The organism is Bordetella genomosp. 7 (genome assembly GCF_002261265.1).
Classification (GTDB): domain Bacteria; phylum Pseudomonadota; class Gammaproteobacteria; order Burkholderiales; family Burkholderiaceae_B; genus Bordetella_A.
This window is the reverse complement of record NZ_NEVK01000001.1, coordinates 420638-446648: the sequence shown is the minus strand read 5'-3', so window position 1 is coordinate 446648 and position 26011 is coordinate 420638. Positions and strand designations below refer to the sequence as shown.

General features: G+C 63.7%; 30 protein-coding genes, 1 tRNA gene and 1 pseudogene. 20 read left to right on the top strand and 12 right to left on the bottom strand.

Annotated features, from left to right (window positions below; genetic code table 11):
- Positions 1-110: 110 nt before the first annotated feature.
- On the top strand, positions 111-1268 hold the full coding sequence (locus CAL19_RS02080) for a tyrosine-type recombinase/integrase (RefSeq protein ID WP_094795882.1): 1158 nt from the start codon (positions 111-113) through the stop codon (positions 1266-1268).
- On the opposite strand, the gene CAL19_RS02075 is transcribed toward CAL19_RS02080, so the two are convergent.
- The gene (locus tag CAL19_RS02075; protein WP_141214348.1) at positions 1263-1877 is read right to left on the bottom strand and encodes a hypothetical protein; all 615 of its coding nucleotides are present in this window, start codon (positions 1875-1877) and stop codon (positions 1263-1265) included. The two genes, CAL19_RS02080 and CAL19_RS02075, sit on opposite strands and share 6 nt — an antisense overlap.
- 120 nt (positions 1878-1997) lie before the next feature.
- On the opposite strand from CAL19_RS02075, the gene CAL19_RS19935 reads away from it, so the two are divergent.
- From CAL19_RS19935 to CAL19_RS02010, 13 genes and pseudogenes are all read left to right on the top strand, one after another.
- A complete protein-coding gene (locus CAL19_RS19935; protein WP_141214350.1) occupies positions 1998-2243 on the top strand; it encodes a helix-turn-helix transcriptional regulator in 246 nt (81 codons plus the stop codon).
- Positions 2243-2539, top strand: coding sequence for a hypothetical protein (locus CAL19_RS02065; protein WP_141214347.1), 297 nt, complete (start codon positions 2243-2245; stop codon positions 2537-2539). Before CAL19_RS19935 ends, CAL19_RS02065 begins: the two co-directional genes overlap by 1 nt.
- Positions 2532-2840, top strand: a complete 309-nt coding sequence (locus tag CAL19_RS02060; protein WP_094795878.1) for a hypothetical protein — start codon at positions 2532-2534, stop codon at positions 2838-2840. Before CAL19_RS02065 ends, CAL19_RS02060 begins: the two co-directional genes overlap by 8 nt.
- A gap of 5 nt (positions 2841-2845) precedes the next feature.
- Complete coding sequence (locus CAL19_RS02055; protein WP_141214346.1) at positions 2846-3067, top strand: hypothetical protein; 222 nt, start codon at positions 2846-2848, stop codon at positions 3065-3067.
- Positions 3064-3276 (top strand): helix-turn-helix domain-containing protein, encoded by a 213-nt coding sequence (locus CAL19_RS02050; protein WP_094795876.1) that lies wholly within the window; start codon positions 3064-3066, stop codon positions 3274-3276. The genes CAL19_RS02055 and CAL19_RS02050 overlap by 4 nt, the downstream gene beginning before the upstream one ends.
- Positions 3204-3476 carry a Lar family restriction alleviation protein gene (locus tag CAL19_RS19930; protein ID WP_094795875.1) on the top strand — a complete coding sequence of 91 codons (273 nt, stop codon included), beginning with the start codon at positions 3204-3206 and terminating at the stop codon, positions 3474-3476. Before CAL19_RS02050 ends, CAL19_RS19930 begins: the two co-directional genes overlap by 73 nt.
- Positions 3469-3987: a hypothetical protein gene (locus tag CAL19_RS02040; RefSeq protein ID WP_094795874.1), complete on the top strand. Its 519-nt coding sequence runs from the start codon at positions 3469-3471 to the stop codon at positions 3985-3987. The genes CAL19_RS19930 and CAL19_RS02040 overlap by 8 nt, the downstream gene beginning before the upstream one ends.
- A 379-nt stretch (positions 3988-4366) precedes the next feature.
- On the top strand, positions 4367-4681 hold the full coding sequence (locus tag CAL19_RS02035) for a hypothetical protein (RefSeq protein WP_141214345.1): 315 nt from the start codon (positions 4367-4369) through the stop codon (positions 4679-4681).
- A gap of 195 nt (positions 4682-4876) precedes the next feature.
- Positions 4877-5113, top strand: coding sequence for a hypothetical protein (locus tag CAL19_RS02030; RefSeq protein WP_141214344.1), 237 nt, complete (start codon positions 4877-4879; stop codon positions 5111-5113).
- Positions 5114-5245: 132 nt separating this feature from the next.
- Entirely contained in the window at positions 5246-6412 is a 1167-nt protein-coding gene (locus tag CAL19_RS02025; RefSeq protein WP_094795871.1) for a phage major capsid protein, read from the top strand.
- A gap of 272 nt (positions 6413-6684) precedes the next feature.
- Positions 6685-7035 (top strand): GTA-gp10 family protein, encoded by a 351-nt coding sequence (locus CAL19_RS02020; protein ID WP_094795870.1) that lies wholly within the window; start codon positions 6685-6687, stop codon positions 7033-7035.
- 11 nt (positions 7036-7046) lie between these two features.
- Positions 7047-7241: pseudogene (locus CAL19_RS19925) on the top strand (phage tail assembly chaperone); the annotation flags it as partial.
- Positions 7219-9255 carry a hypothetical protein gene (locus tag CAL19_RS02010; RefSeq protein ID WP_141214343.1) on the top strand — a complete coding sequence of 679 codons (2037 nt, stop codon included), beginning with the start codon at positions 7219-7221 and terminating at the stop codon, positions 9253-9255. The pseudogene CAL19_RS19925 and the gene CAL19_RS02010, both read left to right, overlap by 23 nt.
- A 3-nt stretch (positions 9256-9258) precedes the next feature.
- Here the strand turns inward: CAL19_RS02010 and CAL19_RS02005 are convergent, their stop codons facing one another.
- The 7 genes from CAL19_RS02005 to CAL19_RS01975 form a co-directional block, all read right to left on the bottom strand.
- A complete protein-coding gene (locus CAL19_RS02005) occupies positions 9259-9504 on the bottom strand; it encodes a hypothetical protein (RefSeq protein WP_094795867.1) in 246 nt (81 codons plus the stop codon).
- Between the two features lie 441 nt (positions 9505-9945).
- A tRNA-Val gene (locus tag CAL19_RS02000) sits at positions 9946-10020 on the bottom strand.
- A gap of 72 nt (positions 10021-10092) precedes the next feature.
- Positions 10093-10818, bottom strand: a complete 726-nt coding sequence (gene dnaQ / locus CAL19_RS01995) for a DNA polymerase III subunit epsilon (protein ID WP_094795866.1) — start codon at positions 10816-10818, stop codon at positions 10093-10095.
- A gap of 5 nt (positions 10819-10823) precedes the next feature.
- Positions 10824-13913: an efflux RND transporter permease subunit gene (locus CAL19_RS01990; RefSeq protein ID WP_026639306.1), complete on the bottom strand. Its 3090-nt coding sequence runs from the start codon at positions 13911-13913 to the stop codon at positions 10824-10826.
- Positions 13910-15019 carry an efflux RND transporter periplasmic adaptor subunit gene (locus CAL19_RS01985; RefSeq protein ID WP_094795865.1) on the bottom strand — a complete coding sequence of 370 codons (1110 nt, stop codon included), beginning with the start codon at positions 15017-15019 and terminating at the stop codon, positions 13910-13912. Before CAL19_RS01985 ends, CAL19_RS01990 begins: the two co-directional genes overlap by 4 nt.
- 159 nt (positions 15020-15178) lie before the next feature.
- Positions 15179-15649 (bottom strand): ribonuclease HI, encoded by a 471-nt coding sequence (rnhA, locus tag CAL19_RS01980; RefSeq protein WP_026639308.1) that lies wholly within the window; start codon positions 15647-15649, stop codon positions 15179-15181.
- A 48-nt stretch (positions 15650-15697) separates the two neighbouring features.
- The gene (locus CAL19_RS01975) at positions 15698-16471 is read right to left on the bottom strand and encodes a methyltransferase domain-containing protein (RefSeq protein ID WP_026639309.1); all 774 of its coding nucleotides are present in this window, start codon (positions 16469-16471) and stop codon (positions 15698-15700) included.
- Between the two features lie 26 nt (positions 16472-16497).
- Between CAL19_RS01975 and gloB the strand changes: the two genes are divergently transcribed.
- The 3 genes from gloB to fabI all read left to right on the top strand — a co-directional run bounded on the left by gloB (position 16498) and on the right by fabI (position 19556).
- Entirely contained in the window at positions 16498-17292 is a 795-nt protein-coding gene (gene gloB, locus CAL19_RS01970; protein WP_432759127.1) for a hydroxyacylglutathione hydrolase, read from the top strand.
- 10 nt (positions 17293-17302) lie between these two features.
- A complete protein-coding gene (locus tag CAL19_RS01965; protein ID WP_026639311.1) occupies positions 17303-18685 on the top strand; it encodes a transglycosylase SLT domain-containing protein in 1383 nt (460 codons plus the stop codon).
- An 85-nt stretch (positions 18686-18770) separates the two neighbouring features.
- Complete coding sequence (gene fabI / locus CAL19_RS01960) at positions 18771-19556, top strand: enoyl-ACP reductase FabI (protein ID WP_026639312.1); 786 nt, start codon at positions 18771-18773, stop codon at positions 19554-19556.
- Positions 19557-19712: 156 nt separating this feature from the next.
- On the opposite strand, the gene CAL19_RS01955 is transcribed toward fabI, so the two are convergent.
- On the bottom strand, positions 19713-20111 hold the full coding sequence (locus CAL19_RS01955) for an OsmC family protein (protein WP_094795863.1): 399 nt from the start codon (positions 20109-20111) through the stop codon (positions 19713-19715).
- Positions 20112-20308: 197 nt separating this feature from the next.
- Here CAL19_RS01955 and CAL19_RS01950 point away from each other — a divergent pair, with 197 nt between their 5' ends.
- Positions 20309-20992 carry a tellurite resistance TerB family protein gene (locus CAL19_RS01950; protein ID WP_094795862.1) on the top strand — a complete coding sequence of 228 codons (684 nt, stop codon included), beginning with the start codon at positions 20309-20311 and terminating at the stop codon, positions 20990-20992.
- 67 nt (positions 20993-21059) lie between these two features.
- On the opposite strand, the gene nadC is transcribed toward CAL19_RS01950, so the two are convergent.
- The gene (gene nadC, locus CAL19_RS01945; protein ID WP_094795861.1) at positions 21060-21935 is read right to left on the bottom strand and encodes a carboxylating nicotinate-nucleotide diphosphorylase; all 876 of its coding nucleotides are present in this window, start codon (positions 21933-21935) and stop codon (positions 21060-21062) included.
- A 320-nt stretch (positions 21936-22255) separates the two neighbouring features.
- Entirely contained in the window at positions 22256-23206 is a 951-nt protein-coding gene (locus CAL19_RS01940; RefSeq protein ID WP_051423722.1) for an NUDIX hydrolase, read from the bottom strand.
- 163 nt (positions 23207-23369) lie between these two features.
- On the opposite strand from CAL19_RS01940, the gene CAL19_RS01935 reads away from it, so the two are divergent.
- Positions 23370-23603, top strand: a complete 234-nt coding sequence (locus CAL19_RS01935; protein ID WP_094795923.1) for a hypothetical protein — start codon at positions 23370-23372, stop codon at positions 23601-23603.
- Between the two features lie 27 nt (positions 23604-23630).
- Here the strand turns inward: CAL19_RS01935 and CAL19_RS01930 are convergent, their stop codons facing one another.
- Positions 23631-24347, bottom strand: a complete 717-nt coding sequence (locus CAL19_RS01930; RefSeq protein WP_170941488.1) for a LytR/AlgR family response regulator transcription factor — start codon at positions 24345-24347, stop codon at positions 23631-23633.
- Between the two features lie 376 nt (positions 24348-24723).
- Here CAL19_RS01930 and CAL19_RS01925 point away from each other — a divergent pair, with 376 nt between their 5' ends.
- A complete protein-coding gene (locus tag CAL19_RS01925; RefSeq protein WP_026639319.1) occupies positions 24724-26001 on the top strand; it encodes an O-acetylhomoserine aminocarboxypropyltransferase/cysteine synthase family protein in 1278 nt (425 codons plus the stop codon).
- Positions 26002-26011 lie beyond the last annotated feature (10 nt).

Sequence of the window (26011 nt, the reverse complement as noted above, 5' to 3'; positions counted from 1 at the left end):
ACGAAAAAGTACTTTTTCCCTGGGGAAAGCGGCGTTTCTTGTTCGCCGAGGTATCGGGAAATACCAGAAGATTTTGAGTACTTTTTGAGTACTCGGTATAGTCTGGCCCCATGGCTACCAAGATCGATTCCGTCTCTGCCCGCGAGCGCATCAAGCCGCGCCGGGCGCCCTACTGGCACAAAATCTCAACCGGCTGCTATGTCGGATTCCGCAAGATGGCCGCCGACAGTGCGGGGACTTGGCTAGCGCGATACCGCGACGGCGACAAGCAGCCGTCCAAGTCGCTGGGCAGCCTTGATGAGTACCCCGCCTACGAGCGATTCGACCGGGCCACCGAGCAGGCCCGAGCCTGGTTCTCACACCTTAACAAGGGCGGCAGCACCGGCCGCGCCACCGTGGGAAAGATTTGCCAGGACTACGTGGACCATGTGCGCCGTGAGAAGGGCGATACCCCGGCCAACGATATCGAAGGCAGGTTTAAGCGCTGGGTAGACCCTACCCCACTTGCCAAGGTCGAGCTCGAAAAACTGACCCGCGACCACGTGAAGGGCTACAGAACGCGATTGATGGATACCCCCGTGGTGGTCAAGGGGGAGCAGAGAAAACGCGCTCTGGACACGATTAACCGCGATCTGACGGCCTTGCGCGCCGCTCTGAACCACGCCTTTGCTGAAGGCAAGGTGACGACAGACTTTGCATGGCGGGAGGCCCTGAAGCCGATCAAGGGGGCAACGCGACGTCGGGATATATACCTGGACCGCGACCAACGGCGCGCCCTGATCCAGAATGCCGCGCCGGACGTGGCGGAGTTACTGCGCGGCTTGGCCCTGCTACCGCTTCGGCCCGGCGCTCTGGCGGGCCTCAATGCTGGCGACTACAACACCCGCCTAAAGTCCCTGCGCATTGGGGTAGACAAGGCGGGAAAGGACCGCAAGCTGATCCTACAGGGAGCTACGGCCGACTTTCTGGCCAAGCATACCGAGGGCAAGGCCCCCGATGCTCCCTTGCTCACCCGCGCCGATGGCGCGCGCTGGAACAAGGACGCCTGGAAAGATCCGATCAAGGCGGCAGTGCTCGCGGCTGGGCTGCCCGCTGAAGCTACGGCCTACACACTTCGGCATTCGGTGATTACGGACCTAGTGGCAGGTGGCCTGGATCTGCTCACGGTGGCCCAGGTAAGCGGCACCAGCGTAGCAATGATCGAAAAGCACTACGGGCACCTACGGCAGACCGTAGCTGCTACGGCGCTGGAGAAGCTGGCGCTATAGGTCGCCCTCATACGGCTCCGTATTAAGCCCATTAAACGGGTCATCTGAGTTCAATTTGAATTCGACGAGCGTTTCTGCATCGACGCCGATGGCCATGGCCTGCCGCGCCTCTGAGAACAAATCATCAAGATTCGCGGGCGGAGATGCCCCAATATAGGCCGCCAAAACCTTCCGCCCTTCATCACTCCGATGAAGGGCTTCAACCGCCTGGATGAAGAACACTTCTTCGTCGGTGCGCAGCGACTCGGGCACCGTCAGCGCTCTGAATGCGGCCGGGCTTCGCTTCGCCAATCCGTGCGCTAGCGCTAAGAACACGATATCGATCGCCTTCCCGGACGGCACCGGTAGGCCGCGTAGCAGTAACTGTTGAAGCTGTGAAAGCCCACGCTGTGCGGCGTCGCCTAGTGGCACTCCGTCGATAAGGTGCGTCGATCCCAGTTGCTTGATCGCATAGTCCACCGCTTGCGACAGGGACACGCCCAAATCTCGGGCCAGCAGTTCCAACTCCATTTTCCGGGCAGTGCCAAGCCGGATGCTGAATTGCTCACCTTTCTCTAGGGGATCCTTTTTCGGCCTGCCCATTGGGCGCTTTTTTTGCATATCAGCCACATTTTCCTCCTGCGCGATGTTCCACAGTACTCAATAGTACTTGCCTTTTTCGCCAACGATCGGAACAATGGAGGCAAGCAGGACATTTCGACACTGCGAAACCACAAACGTGAGGCTCAAATGCCAGAGATTAGTTACTTGCAAGCCCAACCTTTCAACCTCCCGCCTGAAGCGACATTCGACCCCCGGCCCGTCGTCCTCAAGATGACCAGCATGTCGGTTACACAGCTGTATTCAGCCATGAAAAACGGCGGCTTTCCGGAGCCATACCAGTTGGGCCCGCGCCGCCTGGCCTGGAAGCGATCCGAGGTTCTCGCCTGGCTTGAATCGCGCCCTCGCGGCGTCCGATCCCGGGCGGACTCGTAATGAGCGCCCAAACGAAAAGCCCCACCAAGCGCGGCAACGCTGGTGAGGCCGGAATAGCAGAGTTCCCACGCAAGGAGTCTACTTTGATGAATATTAACCCGTTCGATGCTGGCCGGAAAGCGGCCTTTACCTGGTTCGCGCAGCATGGCCACACGCTCTGCGTATTCCGCGACCTTCAGCGCGCCCAGCACATCACTGGCGCCGCACCTTCCGATTTCCCGCAGGCTTGCCAAGAGTTTGACGCTGGCTTCGCCCGCGGCCTGGCCGATTTCATCGCGGGGGTGCGTCATGGCTAAGACTCAATTCGACTACCCCGAAGGCGCCCGTGCGGCCCTCGTCCGGAAGAACGCCGATGGCTCCGTTTCCGTTGCGCCCGTGGCTCACGATGAGTCGATTCTCAACCTCTATAGGGATCTGATCAGTCATTTGAGCGCTCAGCCCTGGCCCGATGAGTGGCTGGCCGAGATTCACAGCTACCTGGGCGCCAGATTGGAGGCTCGCAAGGTTGCCCAGGCGTGCGGCGGTTTCGCCATCGCCATGGATCGGACCTGGAGGGTTTCTACGCTGCCGCTTGAGCCGATGGACAGGGTGGAGTGATGGCCATGGCAACCGTTATCCAAAATCCCGTTCTCAACGAGCGGCGCAGTCGCCTTACCGATCATCGGGAGGACATGATTTGCGCCCTACTGTTAATCGAACTCATCGGGGAGGAAGCAGACACGCCTAAGCTCGAAAACCTTGTAGCTCTCGGCAAGATGGCCTTGGGGAACAAGCTGGACGCCCTTGATGGGCTGCTCTCACGCTGCAAGGAGCTTGCCCCATGATGACAAAGAAAGATTCCATCCTGGCCGCACTCCGGTCCCGCAGCCTGAACCGCTTCGAGGCCGAGCGCATGGGCGATCACTGCTTGCCCAGCACTGTGGCGCAGCTGCGCGATGAAGGCTATGTCATTCATGACGAATGGGAGGAAGTGCCTACACGCTTCGGCAAGTCCTGCCGGGTGAAGCGCTATCGGCTGGTGGGGGTGCAATGAAGACCCGCCATCTGAGCGAACTCCAGCGATCCCTGAAGCCCTGCGCGCATTGCGGGGGACCTGCCACCCTGAGGCCGATGCGAAACGCGCCTCTGTGGTTCCAGGTGCGCTGCAATGCGTACGACTGCGGCATGGCCTCTTGGGCGATGCTGGGGGAGGACGCCGCAACCCAGGCCTGGAACAGGAGGGGGAATGGCTAAACGCGATCATCGCAAGGGCGCGTTGCCATTCAAGTTCGTGGCGATCCCGGTACCGGTGCTGGAAAGCCTGGCTTACCGGGAGTTGCCGTCTGCTGCGCGCGCCCTGCTGATCGACCTACTTATGCAATTCACCGGCAAGAACAACGGGAGGCTGTGCGTGTCTTTCGTCGCAATGCAGAGGTATGGCTGGACCAGCGCACGAAAGCTGGACAAGGCGAAGCATGAACTGTTGGCAACCCCCTTTGTTCTGGTGACTCGCAAGGGGAAACCACCGCGCACCGCGGAATGGGTCGGCGTGACGTGGCTGGCTCTCGATTACGAAAAGACCATGGACGTAGACCCAAGGGCTTGGCCGTACCTGAATTTCCTGACCATTGAGGCGGGAGCCATCGACCCAAACGAGGGGCGCGAAAAACAGTTTGTTCAGTCCCGAAATGGGATTGATGAAAAACCCCTCCCCAGGGGAATCAATCCCGAAATGGGATCGATAGGAGGGCCGATACATGCCTGATCAATCCCGAAATGGGATCGATGCCCATAGAGAGGTGGTCAATGTTTAATCAATCCCGAAATGGGACAAGGTATAGAAGTAGCCATCTGTGGCGCCAGCATCGTGACCGCATGGCGCTGCCTGTTTCTAGGGTAGGGACTGCAAACGGCCCCAAACGGCCCGGTAACGCTAGTGACGTTACCGTGACGTCACGCGATGGAAACCCGGCGATAACCCGGTGGGTTTCTGGCCGCGTTCGCATGCATTCGCATTGCGTTCGCATTGCGTCGGCATCGCAAGCGGACGGCGTGACACTGCGTGACATAGCCGTGACACTCACTGAGTACTCACTGAGTGCGTACGAAACGTGCGCTAACCGTGCTGCCACGGGAGTGGCGCCATGCTGAACCAACATCATCAACATTCAGTCACCGGAGGGACTGCTATGTCTCGTGAACAGCGCATCGCCCGAACGGAGCAGGTGCTTACTGAAGCGGCCAAGCGTATGGGCGCGGATATTTCGGAGGACGGTCGCGTCAATGAGCACGTGGCCGCAGCACTCATCGGATACGAGCGCGGTAGCTTGAGGAACCTGCGCTATACGGGGGCTGGTCCCGCCAACTATCGGCGGCCCTTCTCTGGAACCAGCTATAGCTATCGGATTAGCGATTTGGCCGAGTGGATAGAGGCAGCAAGGGAGGAAATGTTGATATGAGATTTCAAGAGATCCTGGTGCGGGAGTACCGCCGAGAGTTTGTCGACCATATTCAATTCGACAAAGGGGCCTCTCGGTCGATAGCCAGGCGAGCGGCAAAAGAGGTTCCGCACGGAACCATATGCGGGCGCCTACCGTTGCGGCGCAAGGTGACCGCCTACCTTCGAACTTTCAAATACTGGAGGATGGATGCAAATGCAGAAAGTAAAGAACTTCGCTACCACCGCATCGGGCGCCGTTGATGAGCTGTTGGATGCCCTGCCGCCGAACGACAGGCAGCGGATCGCGAAAGCTTTCAGCAGCGGCGCGGTGCTTACCGTGTCTTTCAGCCTGCGTGTCGGTGGCAATAGCACCGTGGCTCTCGAATTAGGAGAACCCGCCGACCGCCAAACGTTGGTGTCTGTGGACGCAAAACAACCCCAGCTTCATTGAGGCAACATTGGGTTAACGCTGGCGGCATTGGGAAGCACCAGCCGCCAGCCTCCGCATCTGATTTGATCGCCTCGGCCGGTATTCTGACCTCATAACACGCGCTCCCAGCGTGCACAGTTAACGAGGTTGAATATGCCCCAAGAAGATAGCCCCATCGCACGCGAGTATCGCCAGGTCCAAGCAGACCTAAAGCAGGTTGGCGTTGACCTGAAGGCCTACTCCAACAAAACGAAAGAGCAAATAGACGAGGTCAATGCCCGAGTGCAAGCTGTGGAGCAGCTCGTGGTGAAGGGCGGCGGCGCAGGATTTAGCGCCGCGGGTGGCTTGTCTGTCCAAAGCATCGGATCCCGTGTGCTGGACGAGATAGATGGCAATTCGGCCTACGCCAGCCTGAAGGACTGGAACGTTGGCACCTGCCGGATGAAGTTGGATGCGCCGATCCGTGCGGCACTGACGAATGACGGCGCCGGGACCAGCTCTGATAGCTCCGTTCCCAGCCAGCCGGAGCGCCGGGGATTTGTCACGCCGGTACAGCGCCCCTTGCGCTTGCTCGACGTGTTGCCCAGCCGCCCTGTGACCGCGGACGCATCCGAGTATGTCCAACTGACTGCTACGGGTGACGCCAGCGAGCAGGATCTGGAAGGCGACGAAAAGGCCGAGATCGACGTCGACGGTACGCTGGTCCGCGCTGAGATTGCGACCATCGCGGCGCACACGACTGCCTCGAGCCAGGTATTGGGCGATCACGCTGCCCTCCGGTCGGCGATCGACGGGATGATCCGCAACAAGTTGCTGAGCCGACTGGAGCATCAACTGATCAACGGCACTGGTGCACAAGGCAAGATCAAGGGCTTTCTCGCCCTGGCCACCGCCTTCACTCCGGTGATCGGCGCCACCCCCGCGGATCGCATCGGCGAGTCGTTGGTTACCCAGCTCGATTCCGGCTATCAACCGAACCTGGTCATCATGAACCCGTTGGACTGGTTCCGCCTGCAGATCACCAAGACGGCCACCGAGGAGGAATACCTCTTTGGGTCGCCGACTATGCCGCTGCCCCCGGCGCTGTGGAACACGCCCATTGTGACCACGCCCAGCATTGCTCAGGGTACGGCGCTGACGGTCGACACCAGCTTCACGACGGTACTGGATCGTCAGACTCCGAGCGTGATGCTGAGCAACAGCCACAAGGACTACTTCACCCGCAACCTGGTGGCCATCCTTGGCGAGCTGCGTGCGGGCCTGGAGGTTCTGGATACCGGCGCGATCTACGAACTCGATCTTGGCGTGACGAGCAACTGATGTTCACCCCCGCCGCCGGGTTCGGTTCTCCGAGAGGGCGGCCGTGGATTACTGGGCGAGTGCCACGACTCAGCAAAACCCCCAGAGGCGGCGCGGGGACCAAGACGTGTGACCTGTCACACGATCGGCCTAGACCCGGTGGCCGCCATCCTTCGCGAGCAGACAGGAGGGGCGGGTCGAAAGTTGACCAACGGGGGGCCGGAAACCGCGCGGGGGGCTTTCTTTTCATAAACGTGCAGAAAAAAAGTTTTTCTGCGGAATAGGAATTGATCATGACGGCAATTTTTCAGGAAATCACGGTTGGCTGGAAGGGCGAAGAGCATCGCATCAAGCCCACGATGGAACTGATTAACCGTATCGAGGGCAAGGTGTCCCTGGCCACGCTGGCTGCCCAGCTGGCGGAGGGCGACGTCCGCCTGTCTCACGTGGCCACGGCGGTTGCCGTAATGCTGCAAACGGCAGGCGTTAAGGTGACGGGCGAAGATGTGTACGCCGAAATGATCCACGGCGACCCCGGCGCGATTTCCAACATGGCCCAGGCGGTTGTGGTGGCAGCCTTCCCGGCCCGGCCTAACGCGGGAAACGTGGCGAGCCCCAAGACTACGCGCCGACGCAAAGCGTAGATTGGGGCGCCTTTTACGACATCGCGGTACGCGGCTGGAAGATTGCCCCGAGCGAGTTTTGGGGCATGACGCCAGCTGAGTGGTGGCGCATATACGAGCTTGAGCGGCCCAAAGACCCCAAGACCGACTACGCCGGAACCCTCACGCGGGCCGATGTAGAACGACTTGAAGGGATGATGAATAATGGCAACAGGCGCAGCAGGTAGCCAGATTGGCGGCGTATATGTCCGCATAGGGGCCGACACCAGCGGCCTCGATCAAGGACTTTCACGGGCGAAGGGCGCCTTAAACAACTTCGGTACGGTGGCAACGGCCGCCACCGCCAGCATGGCGGCTGTGGGCGCTGCTGTGGCGGGCGCTGCTGCCGCCCTCGTGACTTTCACCTCCAGTGCGGCCAAGAACGCCCGCGAGCTGGCCAACCTGTCCCGGCTAGCCAATACCGGAATGGAAGAATTCCAGGGGCTGGCCTATGCGGCGCGTAACTTCGGCGTCGAGCAGGGCAAGCTGTCGGACATATTGAAGGACGTTAACGAGCGAGTGGGCGAGTTCAACTCGACTGGTGGCGGCCCGATGAAGGACTTCTTCGAGCAGATCGCCCCTAGGGTGAACCTGACCGCCAACGCCTTCCGAAATCTGTCCGGCCCGCAGGCGCTCCAGCTTTACTACGACTCGCTGGTCAAGGCTGGCGCCTCCCAGCAGGAGCTGACCTTCTACATGGAGGCCATGGCGTCCGACGCCACGGCCCTTATCCCGCTGCTGCGCGACAACGGCCAGGCTATCAAGGACATGTCCGCGGAAGCTCAGCAGCTGGGCATCGTTCTTTCGGAGATCGAGGTGGGCCAGCTGGTTGCGGCTGACGCGGCCTTCGCCAAGATGAACAAGACCATGGAGGCGATCAAGAACCAGATTGCCGTCCAGGTGGCGCCCCTTATCCTGGAGCTGTCCCACAGATTCACACAAAGCGGCGTCAACGCGAAGAAATTCGGCGAGGCGGTAGTATCTGGCATGGAGCTCGCCGCAAAAGCCGTAGCGGCGCTAATGGACGGCTACCACGCCCTCAAAATCGCCCTAGCCGGCGTGGAGATCGTTGGCCGCACGGTGGCTCTCGGTATTGCCAAGGCTATGGAAGCCGCTACCGCCGCGATTGCGGCGCTCGGCGACTTTGCGGTTGACGCATTAAACAAGGCAATCTCCGCAGCCAACAATATCCCAGGCATCGATATTCCTGCGCTGCCGCGAGCGGCTGACTCAGATTTTCTTAAGGGGATGAGCGAATCGATCAAGATGGCCGAGGCCATGCTGCTCGACTCCAAACTCAATCTGCAGGATCTGGTCGACGCTCCGTCGGCGTTGTCCCAGGTGGACGAGTTCTTTGCAGGAGTGCGCCAACGTGCCGAAGATACCGGCAAGGTTATGGCCGACCTGCTGTCGGGTTACGGGCAAGGTGGAGAAGGCGCTGGCGCCCCACTGGAGAAAGGCAAGGACAAGGGCAAGGGCAAGGGGGACAACAACGACGGCCTGCAAAACCGCCTGGATGCCCTGCGCGACCTGTTCAAGAGCGAGACCGAGCTGGAGCTGGAAGCGTTCTATGAGCGCCAGGAACTGCTCGCTGAGGCGCGGGAAAAGAAGCTGATCAGCGATCAGGAATACCAGCAGATGGAGGCCGACCTGGCGCAAATGGCGCAGGACAACCTGACCGCCATTGACGAGAAGGCATCCAAAGAGCGGCAGAAGCTGGCCGAGCAAGAGCGTTCGAAGCGGGTTGCGGTCATGGACGGGATGCTCGGCAACTTGGCCTCCCTCATGGACAGCGGGAACAAAAAGATGTTCCAGATCGGGAAGGTGGCCGCTATCGCCCAGGCGTTGCTGTCCGCACGGGCTGCTATTACGCACTCATATGAGGCTGGCGCTGAAATCGGCGGGCCCGTACTAGGCGCAGCTTTCGCTGCCACGGCTGCGGCTGCTACAGCCGCTCAGATCGCGTCGATCAAGAACACGCAATTCGGCGGCGGCGGCGGTGTTGCTGGGGGAGCCTACTCAAAGCCGAGCGATGCGATCGCCAGCGGCCCAAGCAAATCGGGCGGATCTGGCTCGAAGGCCGAGTCCCCGGTGGTCAACATCAGCCTACAGGGCGACCGCTACGACCAGAAATCTGTGCGCGGCTTGATCGAGGCCATTAACGAGGCCGTGGGCGACGGGGCGCGGCTGCGGGTAACGTGATCGTCAGGTCCGGAAGGGCAGGATCTTCTCGACCAGCCTTTCCGCCTCTCCCGGCGCCAGGGCATCCGAGACATAACAGGCAATCTTCTCTGACTCGCCAGTCTTGGGGTTGGGAACTTCGAATTGCTTCAGGGTGTAGCCGTGATTCGCCGGTCCTAGCATCACCATCCCGGGCACAATGGGCTCTTTCGGGGTGACAGACTGGCCGTCATTGGGGCCACCGATAAACCTGATGGGTTCTTTTTCCATGCTATTTCTCGATTTGCCGGCGGGCCGGCCGCCCGCCGGTAATGCGATACGGGTTAGGCGTACTTTATAAGCTTCCAAGTTACAGCTTTGCCGTCATACGGCGGCATCCGGTTGCCTTTTGCTATGGGCGCCGTGGTGTTGTATCCAACAGGTTGCCATACTCCGCTTTCAGGGCACGTTTCGCCCGTCTTAGCGGTGCTTCCGAGGGGAATTGCCATGGTTTGTCTCCATCTGGGCCAGCCCACGACGTGGGCTTCATGAAACCCAGTGGAAGCACCATATTGTCACAGTTGGAATCAGTCAAGCATAAATAGATTCATCCTAGCAACAATCGTTTTAGGTACTGGCTTATTCCACACTCTGCTTTTTGAGTACTTTTTGAGTACGCAAAGAAAAAGGGCCTAGCCGATCCGGCTAAGCCCTTGATTTCTTTGGATATCCTGGTGGGTGGTACAAGGTTCGAACTTGTGACCCCTGCCGTGTGAAGGCAGTGCTCTACCACTGAGCTAACCACCCAAAGAGGCGAAATTCTAGCACAGCCTTTAAAGGCCGTGCAAACACGCGGCCCTGCTTCGTTCGCAAGGCGCTTTATGCGGCTTCGGCCTGCGGTTCGGTCAGCGCGCGCCATACGCTGGTGCCGCCGGCGGCCTTGTCCAGGGCGGACAGGTATTCGTCGTGCTCGGCCAGCTCTGCGTCGGTGGCGTACACCACGGGAAGCACCGATCCGTCGAAAGCGCCAAGGGCCAGCCCCGCGCCGCCCGTCTGGGCGGTGTCGTCCACGTCGATGAGCAGCGCATCCTGGCCGCGCGTCATCGCCAGCCAGACTTCGGCCAGCAATTGTGAGTCGAGCAAGGCGCCGTGCAGGGTGCGGTGCGCGTTGGAGATGCCGTAACGGTCGCACAGGGCGTCGAGCGAATTGCGCTTGCCGGGGTACAGGCTGCGGGCGTGCAGCAGCGAATCGGTGATCTGGCCGCAATGTGCGGCAAGCTCGCCGCGCCCGATGCTGGCCAGCTCGGCATTGAAGAACTTCACGTCGAACGAGGCGTTGTGCGCGATGAGCTCGGCGCCCCGGATGAAGTCCAGGAACTGGTCGGCCACCTCGGCGAAACGGGGCTTGTCGGCGAGGAATTCGGTGGTCAGGCCGTGCACCGCCAGGGCTTCCGGATCGCTGTCGCGGTCCGGGTTCAGGTAAAGGTGCAGGGTGTTGCCGGTAACGGTGCGGTTGATGATCTCGACGCAACCGATCTCGATGATGCGGTGCCCCTGGGCGGGATCCAGGCCGGTGGTTTCGGTATCGAAAATGATCTGACGCATTGTGGCTACTTGGTTACGGGGGGCGTACCGTGGCTGTGAGGATGAGCGGCCGGGCCTGCCTGGCCGGACTTGCGGCGCGCTGCGGCCACCAACGAGTAGGCCACGGGCACGACGTACAAAGTCAGTAGTGTACCCAGCATCAGCCCGCCGACCAGCACCCACCCTATCTGCTGGCGCGACTCCGCGCCGGCGCCTTGCGAAACCGCCAGGGGCAGCGTGCCCAGCACCATGGCGCCCGTGGTCATCAGTATGGGGCGCAAGCGCAGGACGCTGGCTTCGGTGACGGCGTCCACCAGCTCGCGGCCCTCGTCGCGCAACTGGTTGGCGAATTCCACGATCAGGATGCCGTGCTTGGTGATCAGGCCCACCAGCGTGATCAGGCCGATCTGGCTATAGATGGACAGCGTTCCGCCGCTGGCCCACAGCGCGAGCAGCGCGCCCGTCATGGACAGGGGCACCGACAGCATGATGATGAACGGATTGCGCCAGCTTTCGAACTGCGCCGCCATCACCAGATAGATGAAGGCCAGCGCCATGGCGAATACCAGGTAGATGCTGCCCGAAGAATCGCGGAATTCGCGCGACTGCCCGTCCAGATCGGTGACGACGGTATGCGGCAGCACGCGTCGCGCCACGTCGTGCATGTGTTCCAGCACTTCGCCCAGGGCGTAGCCCGGCGCGACCGCGGCTTCGACCTTGACCGCGCGCAGCCGGTTGAAGTGGTTGAGCGACTGCGGCGACACGCTTTCGTGCACGGACAGCAGGTTGTCCAGCTGCACCATGCCGCCCTCGCGGGTGCGCACGTAAATGCCCGAGATGTCGGTGGGATTGGCACGGTCGCGCGGCAGCACCTGCACGATCACGTCGTATTGTTCGCCCTGGTCTTTGTAGCGGGTGACCTGCCGGCCGCCCAGCATCGATTCCAGGGTGCGGCCGACCACGTCCACCCCGGCGCCGACGTCGGCCATTTTGTCTCGGTCGACCTGTACCCGCAGTTCGGGCGTGTTCAGGCGCAGGTCGGTGTCCAGGTTGACCAGGCCGGGATACTTGCGCAGCTCGGCCGTAAAAACGTCGACGAGCTTGGCCAGTTCGGCGTATGACGCCTGGCTCATGATCACGAATTCCACCGGCTTGGAACGGGCCGACTGGCCAAGCGATGGCGGATTGGTGGGAAACGCCCTGACGCCCGGCAACCCGGCGAACTTGGGCTGCAGCTCGAGCGCGATGTCTTGCTGCTTGCGGTCGCGCTGGTCCCAGGGCTTCAGGCGCAGAATGGCCGTGCCGTCACTGACGGTGGGAAACCCTACCGACACCTGGTGGGCCGCGCCTTCGGGAATCTGGTCATAGAACTGCTCGAGTTCGAGCATGCTGTCCAGCGTGTAGTTCAGCGTGGCGCCTTCGGGCGCCGAGACCAGGCCGAATATCACGCCACGGTCTTCGACCGGCGCGAGTTCGCTCTTGACCACGGAAAACAGCACGCCGCTGGCGGCCGCCACGGCCAGTCCCACGCCCACCACGACGGCCCGATGCCGCAACGCCAGCGCCAGCGATCGGCGATAGCCCAGCGCCAGGCTTTCGAGCCAGCCCTCCACCATGTTGTACCAGCGATTGTGGCGGGGTTCGTGGCGCAACAATACCGAGCACATCATGGGGGTGAGCGTCAGGGCCACGAAGCCCGATACCAGCACCGCCCCGGCCAGCGTCAGCGCAAACTCGATGAACAGCCGCCCCGTTCGCCCGGTGGCGAACGCCAGCGGCGCGTACACGGTTACCAGTGTCAGCGTCATGGCCACCACGGCAAAACCGATTTCTTTGGAGCCGCGGAAAGCCGCCTGCCTGGGTGACATGCCCTCTTCGATATGGCGGAAGATGTTCTCGAGCACCACAATGGCATCGTCGACCACCAGGCCAATGGCCAGCACCATGGCCAGCAGTGTCAGCGTGTTGACCGAGAAGCCGAACAGGTACATCAGCCCGCACGCGCCGATCAGCGACACGGGGATCGTGACGATGGGAATGATGCTGGCGCGCAGGTTGCGCAAGAAGAAGAAGATCACCAGCACGACCAGGACGATGGCCTCGCCTATGGTCTGGAACACCGACTGGATCGATTGCTCGATGAACACCGACGAATCGTAGGCGATGTTCAGTTTCATGCCGGGCGGCAGGGTTTCGTTGAGCTGGGCGATTTCTTCGCGCACCGCCTTGGACAGATCCAGCGGGTTGGCGGTGGACTGCCGCGTCAGGCCGATGTTGATGGCGGGCCTGCCATTGAAGCGCGACAGGATGCGGTCTTCGGCCGCGCCGATCTCCACCCTGGCCACGTCGCTCAGCCTGACCGGGTAACCCTTGACGTTGGCCACCACAATGGCCGCGAACTGCGGCGGCGTCTGCAGGTCGGTGGACGAAACCACCGAGAATTCCCGGTCGCGCGATTCGATGCGGCCTGCCGGAATCTCTACGTTCTGGCTGGCCAGCGCAGTCTCGACATCCTGGACGGTAAGGTTATAGGCCGCCAGCTTGTCGCGATCGACGTAGATGCGCATGGAAGGCAGCCGCTCGCCATACACGCGCACCTCGGCCGCGCCGGGCAGCACGGAAAGCCGCGTCTTGATGTAGCGATTGATGTAGTCGGATGTCTGGATCGCCGAAAGCGACCCGGATTCGACGGCGATGTAGATGATGGGCAGCGAATCGGCCTCGACCTTGCCGATGATGGGTTCGTCGATTTCGTCGGGCAGGTAGCGGCGGGCCCGCGAGACCTTGTCGCGCACTTCGGCCGCGGCGGCGTCCGGGTCGCGCGACAGGTCGAACTTGATATTGATCTGGCTGCGTTCGGTGCGGCTGCGCGAGGTCATGACATTGACGCCCTCGATACCCGCAAGCTGGTCTTCGAGCGGCTTGGTGACCTGCGATTCGATCACTTCTGGCGACGCGCCCTTGTAGGTGGTGTTGACCGAGACAATCGGCTCGTCGATGTTCGGGTACTCGCGCACGGTCAGGCGCGTATACGAAATCAGGCCGATCAGCACGATGATCAGCGACAGCACCGATGCGAACACCGGCCGCTTGATGCAGACTTCGGACAGGATCATGAGCGCGGCGTCCCGGGGGCGCCCGCGGCGGCGGGCTTGACGATCTCAACGGGCGCGCCGTCGGTCAAGCGCTGGAACCCGGCCACCACGACCTGTTCGCCGGCCGCAACGCCGGTCAGGATCTCGACCTTGCCGTCGCGGCGTTCGCCCAGGGTGACCTCGGCGCGGTGCGCCCTGCCGTCGCGCACACTGAACACGTACTGGTTCTGCCCGGACGGCGCCAGCGCCGCCTCGGGCACGGCCAGCACCTGGTCGGCGCCAAACCGCAGCTGCACGCGCGCAAACATGCCGGGGCGCAGCCGCGAATCCGGATTGGGCACCGTGGCGCGTATCAGGATCGAGCGCCCCCCGGCATCGACCAACGGGCTGACCGCATAGACGCGGCCTTCGCGCTCTTCGCCCGGCAGCGCATCCAGCCGCACCGTCATGTCCTGGCCGACGCGCACCTTGCCGAAATACATTTCCGGAATGCGGAAGTCGACTTTCAACGGGTCGATGGCTTCGAGCGGTGCCAGGTCTTGCCCCTGGTCGACGTAGTCGCCGACCGACATGTTGCGCAACCCCACGATGCCGGCAAACGGGGCGCGTATGGTCATTTTGTCCAGGCGCGCCTGGGCCAGCGCGGCGGCCGCCTGCTGCACCTTGAGGTTGCTGGCCGCCTCGTCGCGCGCCTGCTGGCTGACAAAGCCGCGCCCCTGCAGATCGACCGCGCGCCGATAATGGCTTTGCGCCAGCGCCAGGTTGGCGCGGGCCTGGTCGAGTTCGGCGCGGGGCACCGAATCGTCCAGGCGCACGAGCACCTGGCCTTGCCCTACCGGCTGGCCTTCCTGGAAATCTATATGCTCGATACGGCCCGCCACCTCCGGACGCAGCATTACCGACTCATCCGAGCGCAGGCTGCCAACCGCGGATATCCCCCGGGGGAAGGTCAATTGCTGGACGGGTGCGACTTCCACGCGAATGGCCGTCGGCGCCGACGCGGCGGCGGGCGCCGCCGGCGCGGCGATGTCGGCCGGGGCATCGAGCCAGCGGGGCGCCAGATATCCCAGGACAGCGCCCGCGGCGAGCCCGGCCGCGGCCGCGGTCAGCAGAACTACTTTTTTCATGCGATTCGGGAATGCATCGGAGCCGCCCGGCACGGTGCGGTCCGGGCGCGTCAGTGAGAAGCGAGCCTGGCACTGTAGCACCAGCTCTTACATACTGGCACAACTACGGGACTACCGGTACGCAGGATGCCTTGCGATTGGGGTAATCCCCAGTATGCGTCAGCGCCGGCCCCGCGCCACGGTCAGCACGCCCTGGTTGGCCAGCGCGTCCGCGCGCTCGTTGCCCGGGTCGCCAGCGTGGCCCCGCACCCAGCGCCAGGCGACCTGGTGGCGCCCGACCTGCTCGTCCAGCGCCTGCCACAGCTCGGCGTTCTTTACCGGTTTTTTGTCTGCCGTAAGCCAGCCGCGCCGCTTCCAGTTGGCCAGCCATTCGGTCATGCCCTTCATGACGTATTGCGAGTCGGTATGTATCAGCACCTTGCACGGCCGCTTGAGCGTGCGCAGGCCTTCGATTACCGCCAGGAGTTCCATGCGGTTGTTGGTGGTGTTGGGCTCGCCGCCATGCAGGGTTTTTTCGTGGGCCCCGGCGCGCATCAGCACGCCCCAGCCTCCCGGCCCGGGGTTGCCCTTGCAGGCCCCGTCTGTCCACATCTCGACCTGCGGGCCGTCGTTATTGCTGTCAGTTTGCATCGTATGAATGTGTAGCAGGCATGAAAGGCGCGCGAGCGCCCATATGCCTCAGGTTTTGCCCGGCCCCGCCTGGCGGTTGACCGCCACGGATGCCGCACGGGCGCGCTTGCGCCGCGATTTCTTCCAGGCGGGCCCGATCAGCCGCATGCCGGCCACGCGCTTGACGGCAGACACGACATAAACCGCCCCGCCCACGGCCCACCAGCGCCGGCCGTAGGCTTCCATGAAATTCCAGCGTCGCAGCCATTTATCGGTCCGGCACGCCGGGCTGTAGCAGCCGAAGCGGCCGGGCCCGACATCGAACGACAACAGCTTCAGCCAGTCTTTCAGGCGCGGCAAGGATACCTGAGCGGACGGCGCGTGCGGCAGCCACGGCTCCATGCCCGGCATGCGGTTGCGCGCTCCCCACAGGCTCCATGGATTGAAACCCGAGATCACGAGCCGGCCTTCGGGCACCAGCACCCGCTCGGCCTCGCGCAGCACATCGTGCGGCGCGTCGGTGCATTCGAACGCATGGGGCAGCAGCAGCAGGTCGACACTCTGCGATTCGAAGGGCAGCGCGTCGGGGCGGGCCAGCACGCAGCCTTGCCATTGCGCGGCCTGTTCGGGCGCGGGCATCTCGGTGCCCACCCAGCCCTTGAAGGGCATGCGGTTGGCCTGCAGCAGATTGATATCCGCCAGCCCGGACTGCCAGGCGTAGTATCCGAACACATCCGCCACGATGGCGTCGAACTGCGCGCGTTCCCAGGCCAGCACGTATTCGCCCGGCGGGGTCTGGAACCATTCGGCCAGTTCTACAATCGGCGGAGTCTGTTCGGTCAAAGTGAGTTCCTGAAATGAAGCCAGCCATGCCCCCGCCCCGCGGCTCTGTCATGCCGCTGCCGGCGTTTTCCGACAACTATATCTGGGCCATTGTGCGCGACGGCCAGGCGGCAGTGGTCGACCCCGGCGAAGCCGGCCCGGTGCTGGACATGCTGGCCCAAAGTGGCCTGCAGTTGCGCGCCATTCTACTCACCCATCATCACGGCGACCATGTCGGAGGCGTGCTGGAACTGCTGCGGCATGCGCCTGCAACCGTATACGGGCCGGCCCGCGAGAACCTGCCGCACTGCGACGTGCGCCTGTCCGAGGGCGACCGGGTGGCCCTGCCGGAGCTTGACCTGGATCTATCGGTGCTGGATGTGCCCGGCCATACGGCCGGCCACATCGCCTACCATGGCCGGGCAGCCGGGCAGGAGCCCGTGCTGTTCTGCGGCGACACGCTGTTTGCGGGGGGCTGCGGCCGGCTGTTCGAAGGGTCTCCTGAACAAATGCACGCATCTCTGCAAAAATTCGCTGCATTACCGGCCGATACACAGGTATGCTGCGCACACGAGTACACTCTAGCCAACTTGCGCTGGGCCATGGCGGTGGAACCCGCCAACCGCAAGCTGCAACAGTGGTATCGGCAGGCCCGGCAATTACGTGATGAAGGCCGTCCCACCCTGCCGTCCACGCTGCGGCTGGAGCTGGACACGAATCCGTTCATGCGTACCCAGCAAGCCGAGGTTGCCAGGGCAGCATCGCAGCAGGCCGAAGGTGTGCTCGACACCCCCGTGGCCGTATTCGCCGCCCTGCGCCTCTGGAAGAACAATTTCAAGTGACCGCCCCCTGATGACCCTGTTACGACTACTGCTACCTATTGTTCTTGCCTTGCTCGCCGGCTGCGCCGGCACCGCTCGCCAACCGGTACAGGCGGTCGACGCTGCCAATCAAGGGCCCTATGTGGCCCAGGACACATCCCGCACTGTCGACCTCACGAGCCCGCCCGCCGACGCCTGGGATCGCATCCGCCGCGGTTTCGCCATCCCCAACCTGAACACCCAGCTTGCACAGGAATGGACCGACTACTACGCGGCGCACCCCGAATCCGTGCAACGCATGGCCGAACGCGCGGGCAAGTACCTTTATTTCATTGTTGACGAAGTCAACCGCCGCGGCCTGCCCACCGAACTGGCCCTGCTGCCGTTCGTGGAAAGCGCTTACAACCCCACGGCGCTGTCCCGCTCGCAAGCTTCGGGCCTGTGGCAGTTCGTGCCCACCACGGGCCAGTACTTCAACCTGAAACAAGACTGGTGGCGCGACGAACGCCGCGACCCCATCGCATCGACCTACGCGGCGCTGGACTATCTGGAAAAACTGTTCGAAATGCAGGGCGACTGGTACCTGGCCCTGGCCTCGTACAACTGGGGCGAAGGTTCGGTGCAGCGGGCCATGGCAAAAAACGAGGCGGCCGGCCGTCCATCGGACTACCTGTCGCTGGACATGCCCGAAGAAACGCGCAACTACGTTCCCAAGCTGCAGGCCATCAAGAACATCATCGCCAACCCCCGCAAGTACGCCGTTGCGCTGCCCCCCGTTGAAAATTCCCCGTATTTCGCCATGGTGCGCAAGAACCGCGACATCGACGTCGAGGTTGCGGCGCGCCTGGCCGAGATGCCGCTTGAAGAATTCAAGGCGCTGAACCCATCCTACAACCGCCCGGTCATCCGCGGCGAACACCAGCCGACGTTGCTGCTGCCCACCGACCGCGTGGCGACCTTCAACGCCAACCTGCTGGCCTACAAGGGCGACCTGAGTTCCTGGAAGGTATACCAGCCGCGCCGCGGCGAGTCGTATGCAGCCATCGCCAAGCGCCACGGCATTTCCGAAGCCGAGCTGCGCCGGGCCAACGGCGTGCCTGCCCGCCGCAAGACGGCCAGCGGCGGCACGTTGCTGGTGCCCAGCAGCGGGCAGCCGGCCGGGGTGCAACTTGCGTCGTTGTCCACGCCTGCCGGCGCGCTGGAGCCGGCGCCGGCGCGCACCTCGCCCTCTGCCCGCCGCAGCAGCCGCCCCAACGTGCGGGCCCACAAAGTCCGGGCCGGCGACACGCTGTTCGCGCTGGCCCGCCGCTACGGCACGACCGTCGACACGCTGCGCGCGCTGAACAACCTGAAGGGCACCAACCTGAAAATAGGCTCGCAACTGCGTATCCCCGGCACCGACGCGCGGGGCTGATGCGAACCGGGGCGGGCCCAGGCCTGCCTTGCGCCGATACGCTCTAAAATAGCGGCCTTCCGCACGGATTCTAAGGACAACACACATGGGTTTTCTCGCCGGCAAGCGCATCCTGGTTACCGGGGTGCTTTCCAACCGATCCATTGCCTACGGCATCGCGCAGGCCTGCCACCAGCAGGGCGCCGAACTGGCCTTCACCTATGTGGGCGATCGTTTCAAAGACCGTGTAGGCGAATTCGCCGCCGAATTCGGCAGCGACATCGTGCTGCCCTGTGACGTCGCCGAAGACAGCCAGATCGAAGCCGCCTTCGCCGAACTGGGCAAGCGCTGGGATGGGCTAGACGGCCTGGTGCATTCCATCGGTTTCGCGCCGCGTGAAGCCATTGCCGGCAACTTCCTGGACGGCCTGTCGCGCGAGAGCTTCCGCATCGCGCACGACATTTCGGCGTACAGTTTCCCGGCAATGGCCAAGGCGGCGCTGCCCCTGATGCAAGGCCGCCAGGCGTCCGTGCTGACGCTGACCTACCTGGGCGCCGAGCGCGTCGTTCCCAACTACAACACCATGGGCCTGGCCAAGGCGTCGCTGGAGGCCAGCGTGCGCTACCTGGCCTCGGCGCTCGGCCCGCAAGGCATCCGCGCCAATGGCATTTCGGCCGGCCCCATCAAGACGCTGGCCGCCAGCGGCATCAAGGACTTCTCGGCCATTCTGAAGTTCGTCGAAAGCCACGCGCCGCTGCGCCGCAACGTCACAATCGAAGAAGTCGGCAACGTGGCGGCGTTCTTGCTGTCCGATCTGGCGGCCGGCGTCACGGGCGAAATCACCCATGTCGACGCAGGGTTTTCCACCGTGACGGCGGGCATGGAAGGCTGAATGCCTGATGGTGTCTGACACCCTTCGGGAGTCAGACACCGGTAGGTGCGATATGCCGGCTTCGGCGGCTGGGACTCGGGTTGTTGCGCTGGCCGTGGGGGTGTCTGACACCCTTCGGGAGTCAGACACCGGTAGGCCGGCTTCGGCGGCTCGGACTCAGGCTGGGCGCACCACCAGGGTGGATACTTGCACGTCTACCGCGGTCATCAATTTGTGCACCGGGCATTTTTCTGCCACGGCGAACAGTTCGTTGATGTGCGCGTCGCTCAGCGGGCCGTGCAGCGTAAGCTTGGCTGTCAGCCGGTATATGCCCTTGCGTTCTTCCCCGGCGTCGCGCACGACGTCGACGTCCACCGATTCCAGCGGGATTTCCTTGCGCTGGGCATACAGCATCACCGTCATGGCCTTGCACCCGCCCAGCGCCGTATCGAAATAGTCGTGCGGATCGGGGCCCGCCCCTTGCGGCTGCGGCATGTCCAGGGGCAGCGCATGCCCCTCGGCCGTGGCCGTGAACTGCAGGCTGCGGGGGGCGTTCTGGCGTATGCGTATCGTCATCAGTGTCTCCGGCAAAGCGGCCGGGCGGCCGCCCCAGTCTTTGTAGCACTTCCCCGCCCCATCGTGGGCGAGCCGGCCGGGCGTATCTGCCAACCGAGGCGCGTCGCGCCAGGCAAACGCATGTATACATGTGCAACTGAACTCTGGCACCGGTTGCCGGTCTGACCTGACCACATTCGCATGATGAAGGAGCCCGCATGAGCGCCCGCCAGTTACTCGATCAACTTCTGCAATCCGGCCAGAGCCTGGCTCGCGACGCCACCGCGCGCGCGCAGTCGGCCAGTGCTTCGGCACACGCCCCGTCGTTTCTGGCCGGCCTGGGTGGGGGCGCGCTGGGGGCAGGCGCGTTGAGCCTGCTGATGGGAAGCAAGAAGGCCCGCAAAATCGGCGGCAAGGTCGCCATGTACGGCGGCATGGCGGCGCTGGGCGCTCTGGCGTACCGCGCCTATGGCGATTGGCAGCGCAAGCAGGCTCAGCCTGACGCCCAGCCGCCCCAGACGCTTGACCGGCTGCCCCCCGCCCAGGCCGAGCAACATAGCCTGGCGATTCTGTCGGCCATGATCGGCGCGGCAAAATCCGACGGGCATATCGGCCCTGAAGAACGCCAGCTGCTGGAAACCGAACTGGGCAAGCTGTCGGGGGATGCCGCCGACAAACAGTGGCTGGAAACCGAGCTCGGCCGCCCGCTCGACCCGGCAGCGGTGGCCGCCGGTGCGCAAACCCCCGAAATGGCGGCCGAAATGTACCTGGCCAGCCTGCTGGTGGTGGACGAAGAAAGCTTCATGGAGCGCGCCTATCTGGACGAGCTGGCCCGCCAGTTGAAACTGCCGCCCGATCTGAAAGCGCAACTCGAGGCGCAGGTAAAAACGGCAACGGCCTGACGGCCGGCTCCGATGGACTGCGGCGCTTGCGGGCGGGCAGGCGCGCACCGAAGCGCCGCCGCGCCCATCAACTGTCGAGCCCGATATCCAGCGCCCGCGCGCTGTGCGTGAGCCACCCTATCGCCATCAGGTCGACGCCGGTGGCCGCCACGGCGGGCGCCGTGTCCGGCGTGATGCCGCCTGACGCTTCCGTCACGGCCCGCCCCTTGGCGCGGCGCACCGCCTCGCGCAATGTCGGCAGGTCCATATTGTCGAGCAGCACCACGTCGACCCCAAGCTCGAGCGCCTCGTCCAGCTGTTCCAGGGTATCGACTTCCAGCTCTATCTTCACCAGATGCCCGATGGCAGCGCGCGCACGCTGCACGGCCTGGCGCACGCCACCGGCCACCGCTACGTGGTTGTCTTTGATCAGCACTGCATCGTCCAGCCCGTGGCGATGATTGCTGCCGCCGCCCACCCTTACCGCGTATTTCTGCACCGCCCGCAGGCCGGGCAGCGTCTTGCGGGTGCAGGTAACCTTGGCGCCGTGCGGCCGGATTGCATCGGCAATGGCTGCGGTGGCCGTGGCCACCCCGCTCAAGTGGCACAGGAAGTTCAGCGCGGTGCGCTCGGCCGTCAGCATGGCGCGGGCCGGGCCTTCGATGACGGCGATCTCGGCGCCGGGCCGCAAGCGCGCGCCGTCGGCCAGTGCGGCGCGCACTTCGATAGCGGGGTCCATCAGCCGGAACGCCAGGCGTGCCAGGTCCAAGCCTGCTAGAACGCCGTCCTGGCGTGCGACCAGGCGCGCACGCGTCTGCGTGTCGGCCGGCACGATGGCGTCCGTGGTCAGGTCGCCCGCCCGCCCCAGGTCTTCTTGCAACGCCGCGCGCACCAGCGGCTCGATCATCACGGTGGGCAAAGGCGCGACGGGCAATGCGGATTCGACGGTCGTGGCAGCGGCCATGGATATGCTCACTAAGAGTATTTGTTGAGTGAAGAAAAACCGGCGCGTGCCGGAACAATTATGCTATTGCTGAGCATAATTCATGTCAAGGGGTCGATGCTGTGTGTCTGGTGTCAGACACCCTGCGGGAGTCAGACACCAGAGTACATACAGCGCGGGCCAGCAAGGCTGGTGTCGCGAATGTGCCGGGCGAGCCAGCAACGCGGTGTCGCGAATGTGCCGGGGCGAGCCAGCAACACGGTGTCGCGAATCTGCCGGGCGGGGTAGCGGACCGGTGGCAGATTCCGCGCCACGAGCGGGCGTGGAAAGCCGAAGGTGGCTTATTCCGGCTGGCGGGCCAGGGGCAGTTTGCTGCCGGCGATGGCGCGCTCGAGCAGTACGTCGCGCCGGAAGCGGAACAGTTTGGCGGGCCGGCCGGCGGCGCCGGTAGCGATATCGCCGGTGTCTTCCACCAGCGCCTGCTGTTCGATCAGGCGCCGGAAATTCTGCTTATGCAGGCCACGGCCCGCCAGCGCTTCGACGGCCGTCTGCAATTGCAACAAGGTGAAGGCGGGCGGCATCAGCTCGAACACCACCGGCCGGTATTTGATCTTGGCCCGCAGGCGCGCCATGCCCGTGGCAAGAATGCGGCGGTGATCATGGCGCATGGCCTGCCCCGGCGCCATTGCTCCCCCGGCAGCGCGTACGTCGCCTGCCGCGCGACGGGTTGCTTCGGGCACCAGGCCGGCCTCGAACAGCAGTTCGTAGCGCTGCAGCACCATGTCTTCATTCCAGGCGGCCCCATCCAGCCCGAATGTCAGCGCAGCCCGCTGGCGGCGGTACGCCTGGGTGGCCCGGTCGCCGGCCGCGCGTGCCCATGCCATCAGGCTGGGGCCGATCAATTCGCCGATCACCGCCGGAGGCCCGTCGCGACGGTCTTCCCACGGGAAATAGCGGTACCAGTCCTGCCAGCCCACCTGCGCGACGCCCGTCTCGCCCGTTTCGCGGGTCAATCCCAGATAGCTGACCGAAATCACGCGCCGCCCGTCGTCATTGGAGCGGTCGCGGTCGGCGAATGTGTAGAGTTGTTCGATATAGCCCAGGGGATGATGCGTCTGGGTCTCGACCCAGGCTCGCAGCCCTGCCTGCAACGACCGGTGTTCCAGTTCGAAGGGGCCGGCGGGCAGCGCGCTGGCGTCTTCGGTGGTCAGCACACGCGGCTGGCCTTGGGTGACGGCCACCAGCACGGCGACGAGTTCGGCGGAAACAGAGCGTTCGACAGGATCGGTCAAGGCGGCGCGCAACAGATAGTGGCGATGCGGGGATTATAAGAGGCCCCACACTGCAACAGCCCCTTGCAAAGGACACAAGCCGACAACCCTGTCGCGCCGCGGCCCGCCTACCATGGGCTTATCCCGACGCCGCAAGGCGCCGCCCGTACTGATGGAGGCCATCATGAACAAAACCGCACGAGAGTCCCTGCCGGCCGAACACGCCGGCAACCAGCGTCCGGAATCGCCTGCGGACAAGCGACAGGGCACGCGCGAGATGCCCATGCCCGACAACGCCCCCGACGTCGCCGGCCGCCCCCGCCAGGGGCGCGCCATTGCGGAACCCGGCGACCCGGGCGTGATCGCGCCCGAAGACGATGTTCTGGATACCTCGCAACACTCGACCCCGGGCCGCTGACTCAACGCACACGCTCGCGCGCCGCCGTCACGCGGCGCGCGAGCGCTGATCGAGCGCTTCGCGCAAGCGCACGTAAGCCGTGCGCCCCAGCTGCACGGGCAAGGCAGCATTCAGGAACTCGACCTGGGCAGCCAGGCCGCCTTCGGATCCCACTCGGCCCACCTGTTCCATATTGATCACCACAGAGCGCGACACCTGCACGAAAGGCAGCGTGCCCAGTTGCGGCAACAGGCCCTTGAGGGTGGTGTACATCAGGAAGGTCTCGCCCTGCGGCGCATGCAGCTTCACATAATCGCGCTGCGCCACCAGCGCCGCCAGCGTGTCTGTCCGGATAAGCTGGCTGTGGCCCTGGTTGCGCACCGTCAGGAACGATGCATCGCCCCACGGGCGGTTCAGGCGCGTATACAGCCGCTGCACCGCCTGGCGCAGCCTGTCCGGGCCCACAGGCTTCAACAGGTAGTCGACGGCGCCCACTTCGAAAGCCCGCGTGGCATACAGCGCATACGCCGTCACGAACACGATGCAGGGCTGGCATTCGAGCGCGCTCAGCACGTCGAACGATGTGCCGCGCGTCAGTTCAATGTCGAGAAAGATCGCATCCGGTTTCTGCCGGTTGACGATTTCGATGGCGCTGTGCATGCAGTCGGCTTCGCCGACCACCTGGGGCCCTTCAAGCGATTCGAGCATGCGGCGCAGATAGCGCCGCGCGGGAGCTTCGTCGTCGACCAGCACTACCCGCAGCACGACCGCCTCCGGCGTGGCAAGGCCGCACGCTGCGGGTGGGCGATGCGCGGCGGCCTGTAATGGGGGTGATGCAATTGAAGGCGATGTCGTCCCATGCAATGGAGTCGATACGGGCGGCACGGTACGCGCAAAAGCGCGCGGGCTATTTTCGTTGAAAATATCCGATGGCAAAAGAATTTGTACGTAACATAGCGTCACGTGCCGTCGACCGCCTGGCCGGATCAGGCCGCCTTCGCGGACGCGTGCGGCGCGGGGCATGTACTATCCCAAGCTTCGCTACTCCGCTGCCAGGGCGGACCGGCGCCCAGCTCGCGGCGCCGGCCATCGCGGGCAAGCGGCTTTTTTAACCTGTGGATCAACCCGGCTTTTGATAACTATGAGAATCGAGACGCTCGCAGTACATGCAGGCTACACGCCCGACCCCAACACCAAATCGGTGGCCGTCCCCATCTATCAGACTGTCGCCTACGCGTTTGACAGCGCCCAGCATGGCGCCGACCTGTTCGACCTGAAAGTCGCGGGCAATATCTACACGCGCATCATGAACCCCACTACCGACGTGCTCGAACAGCGCGTCGCGGCGCTGGAAGGCGGCGTCGGCGCGCTGGCGATGGCCTCGGGCATGGCCGCCGTCACGGCCGCCATCCAGACGCTGGCCGAATCCGGCGACAACATCATCAGCGCCAGCACTCTGTATGGCGGCACGTATAACCTGTTCGCGCATACCTTCCCGCAGCAAGGCATCGAAGTCCGCTTCGCCGACCCGCGCGACCCGGCAAGCTTCGGCAAGCTGATCGACGAAAAGACCAAGGCCGTTTTCATCGAATCCATCGGCAACCCGCTGGGCAACGTCACCGACATCCGCGCCCTGGCCGACGTGGCGCATGCTCATGGCGTGCCCCTGATCGTGGACAACACCGTGCCCACGCCCTACCTGCTGCGGCCCTTCGAGTTCGGGGCGGACATCGTGGTGCACTCGCTGACCAAATACCTGGGCGGCCACGGCACCAGCGTGGGCGGCGCCATCGTCGACAGCGGGAAATTCCCGTGGGCCGAACACAAGCAACGCTTCAAGCGCCTGAACGAGCCCGACGTGAGCTATCACGGCGTGGTGTATACCGAAGCATTCGGTCCCGCGGCCTATATCGGACGCGCGCGCGTTGTGCCGCTGCGCAACATGGGCGCGGCGATCTCGCCGCAGAACGCCTTCCAGATCCTGCAGGGCATCGAAACGCTGCCGCTGCGCATGGACCGCATCTGCGAAAACACGCAAAAAGTGGCTGAGGTTCTGCAGAAGCACCCCAAGGTGGAATGGGTGCGCTACGCGGGGCTGAAAGACCATCCGGACCACGCCATCGTACAGAAGCAGTCCGGCGGCCGCGCGTCAGGCATCCTGTCGTTCAGCATCAAGGGTGACAATGCCCGCGAGGCCGGGGCGCGCTTCCTGGATGCGCTGAAACTGTTCACGCGCCTGGTAAACATCGGCGACGCCAAGTCTCTGGCCACCCACCCCGCGTCCACCACGCACCGGCAGCTCGACGCCGACGAACTGGCCAAAGCGGGCGTCACCGAAGGCATGGTGCGCCTGTCGCTCGGCATCGAGCACATCGATGACCTGCTCGAAGACCTGGAGCAGGCGCTGGCGCAGGCTTAAGGGCTGAATC

Coding starts and splice junctions, on each gene's coding strand:
- CAL19_RS02005 (WP_094795867.1), bottom strand. CDS start 9,504: ATGGAAAAAGAACCCATCAGGTTTATCGGTGGCCCCAATGACGGCCAG.
- CAL19_RS02050 (WP_094795876.1), top strand. CDS start 3,064: ATGATGACAAAGAAAGATTCCATCCTGGCCGCACTCCGGTCCCGCAGC.
- CAL19_RS02055 (WP_141214346.1), top strand. CDS start 2,846: ATGGCAACCGTTATCCAAAATCCCGTTCTCAACGAGCGGCGCAGTCGC.
- CAL19_RS02020 (WP_094795870.1), top strand. CDS start 6,685: ATGACGGCAATTTTTCAGGAAATCACGGTTGGCTGGAAGGGCGAAGAG.
- CAL19_RS01925 (WP_026639319.1), top strand. CDS start 24,724: ATGAGAATCGAGACGCTCGCAGTACATGCAGGCTACACGCCCGACCCC.
- nadC (WP_094795861.1), bottom strand. CDS start 21,935: ATGGCCGCTGCCACGACCGTCGAATCCGCATTGCCCGTCGCGCCTTTG.
- fabI (WP_026639312.1), top strand. CDS start 18,771: ATGGGTTTTCTCGCCGGCAAGCGCATCCTGGTTACCGGGGTGCTTTCC.
- CAL19_RS19930 (WP_094795875.1), top strand. CDS start 3,204: ATGGGAGGAAGTGCCTACACGCTTCGGCAAGTCCTGCCGGGTGAAGCG.
- CAL19_RS01950 (WP_094795862.1), top strand. CDS start 20,309: ATGAGCGCCCGCCAGTTACTCGATCAACTTCTGCAATCCGGCCAGAGC.
- rnhA (WP_026639308.1), bottom strand. CDS start 15,649: ATGCAAACTGACAGCAATAACGACGGCCCGCAGGTCGAGATGTGGACA.
- CAL19_RS19935 (WP_141214350.1), top strand. CDS start 1,998: ATGCCAGAGATTAGTTACTTGCAAGCCCAACCTTTCAACCTCCCGCCT.
- CAL19_RS01935 (WP_094795923.1), top strand. CDS start 23,370: ATGAACAAAACCGCACGAGAGTCCCTGCCGGCCGAACACGCCGGCAAC.
- CAL19_RS01990 (WP_026639306.1), bottom strand. CDS start 13,913: ATGATCCTGTCCGAAGTCTGCATCAAGCGGCCGGTGTTCGCATCGGTG.
- CAL19_RS02030 (WP_141214344.1), top strand. CDS start 4,877: ATGCAGAAAGTAAAGAACTTCGCTACCACCGCATCGGGCGCCGTTGAT.
- CAL19_RS02025 (WP_094795871.1), top strand. CDS start 5,246: ATGCCCCAAGAAGATAGCCCCATCGCACGCGAGTATCGCCAGGTCCAA.
- CAL19_RS02065 (WP_141214347.1), top strand. CDS start 2,243: ATGAGCGCCCAAACGAAAAGCCCCACCAAGCGCGGCAACGCTGGTGAG.
- CAL19_RS01985 (WP_094795865.1), bottom strand. CDS start 15,019: ATGAAAAAAGTAGTTCTGCTGACCGCGGCCGCGGCCGGGCTCGCCGCG.
- gloB (WP_432759127.1), top strand. CDS start 16,498: ATGCCCCCGCCCCGCGGCTCTGTCATGCCGCTGCCGGCGTTTTCCGAC.
- CAL19_RS02060 (WP_094795878.1), top strand. CDS start 2,532: ATGGCTAAGACTCAATTCGACTACCCCGAAGGCGCCCGTGCGGCCCTC.
- CAL19_RS01955 (WP_094795863.1), bottom strand. CDS start 20,111: ATGACGATACGCATACGCCAGAACGCCCCCCGCAGCCTGCAGTTCACG.
- CAL19_RS02035 (WP_141214345.1), top strand. CDS start 4,367: ATGCTGAACCAACATCATCAACATTCAGTCACCGGAGGGACTGCTATG.
- CAL19_RS02080 (WP_094795882.1), top strand. CDS start 111: ATGGCTACCAAGATCGATTCCGTCTCTGCCCGCGAGCGCATCAAGCCG.
- dnaQ (WP_094795866.1), bottom strand. CDS start 10,818: ATGCGTCAGATCATTTTCGATACCGAAACCACCGGCCTGGATCCCGCC.
- CAL19_RS02010 (WP_141214343.1), top strand. CDS start 7,219: ATGGCAACAGGCGCAGCAGGTAGCCAGATTGGCGGCGTATATGTCCGC.
- CAL19_RS01965 (WP_026639311.1), top strand. CDS start 17,303: ATGACCCTGTTACGACTACTGCTACCTATTGTTCTTGCCTTGCTCGCC.
- CAL19_RS02040 (WP_094795874.1), top strand. CDS start 3,469: ATGGCTAAACGCGATCATCGCAAGGGCGCGTTGCCATTCAAGTTCGTG.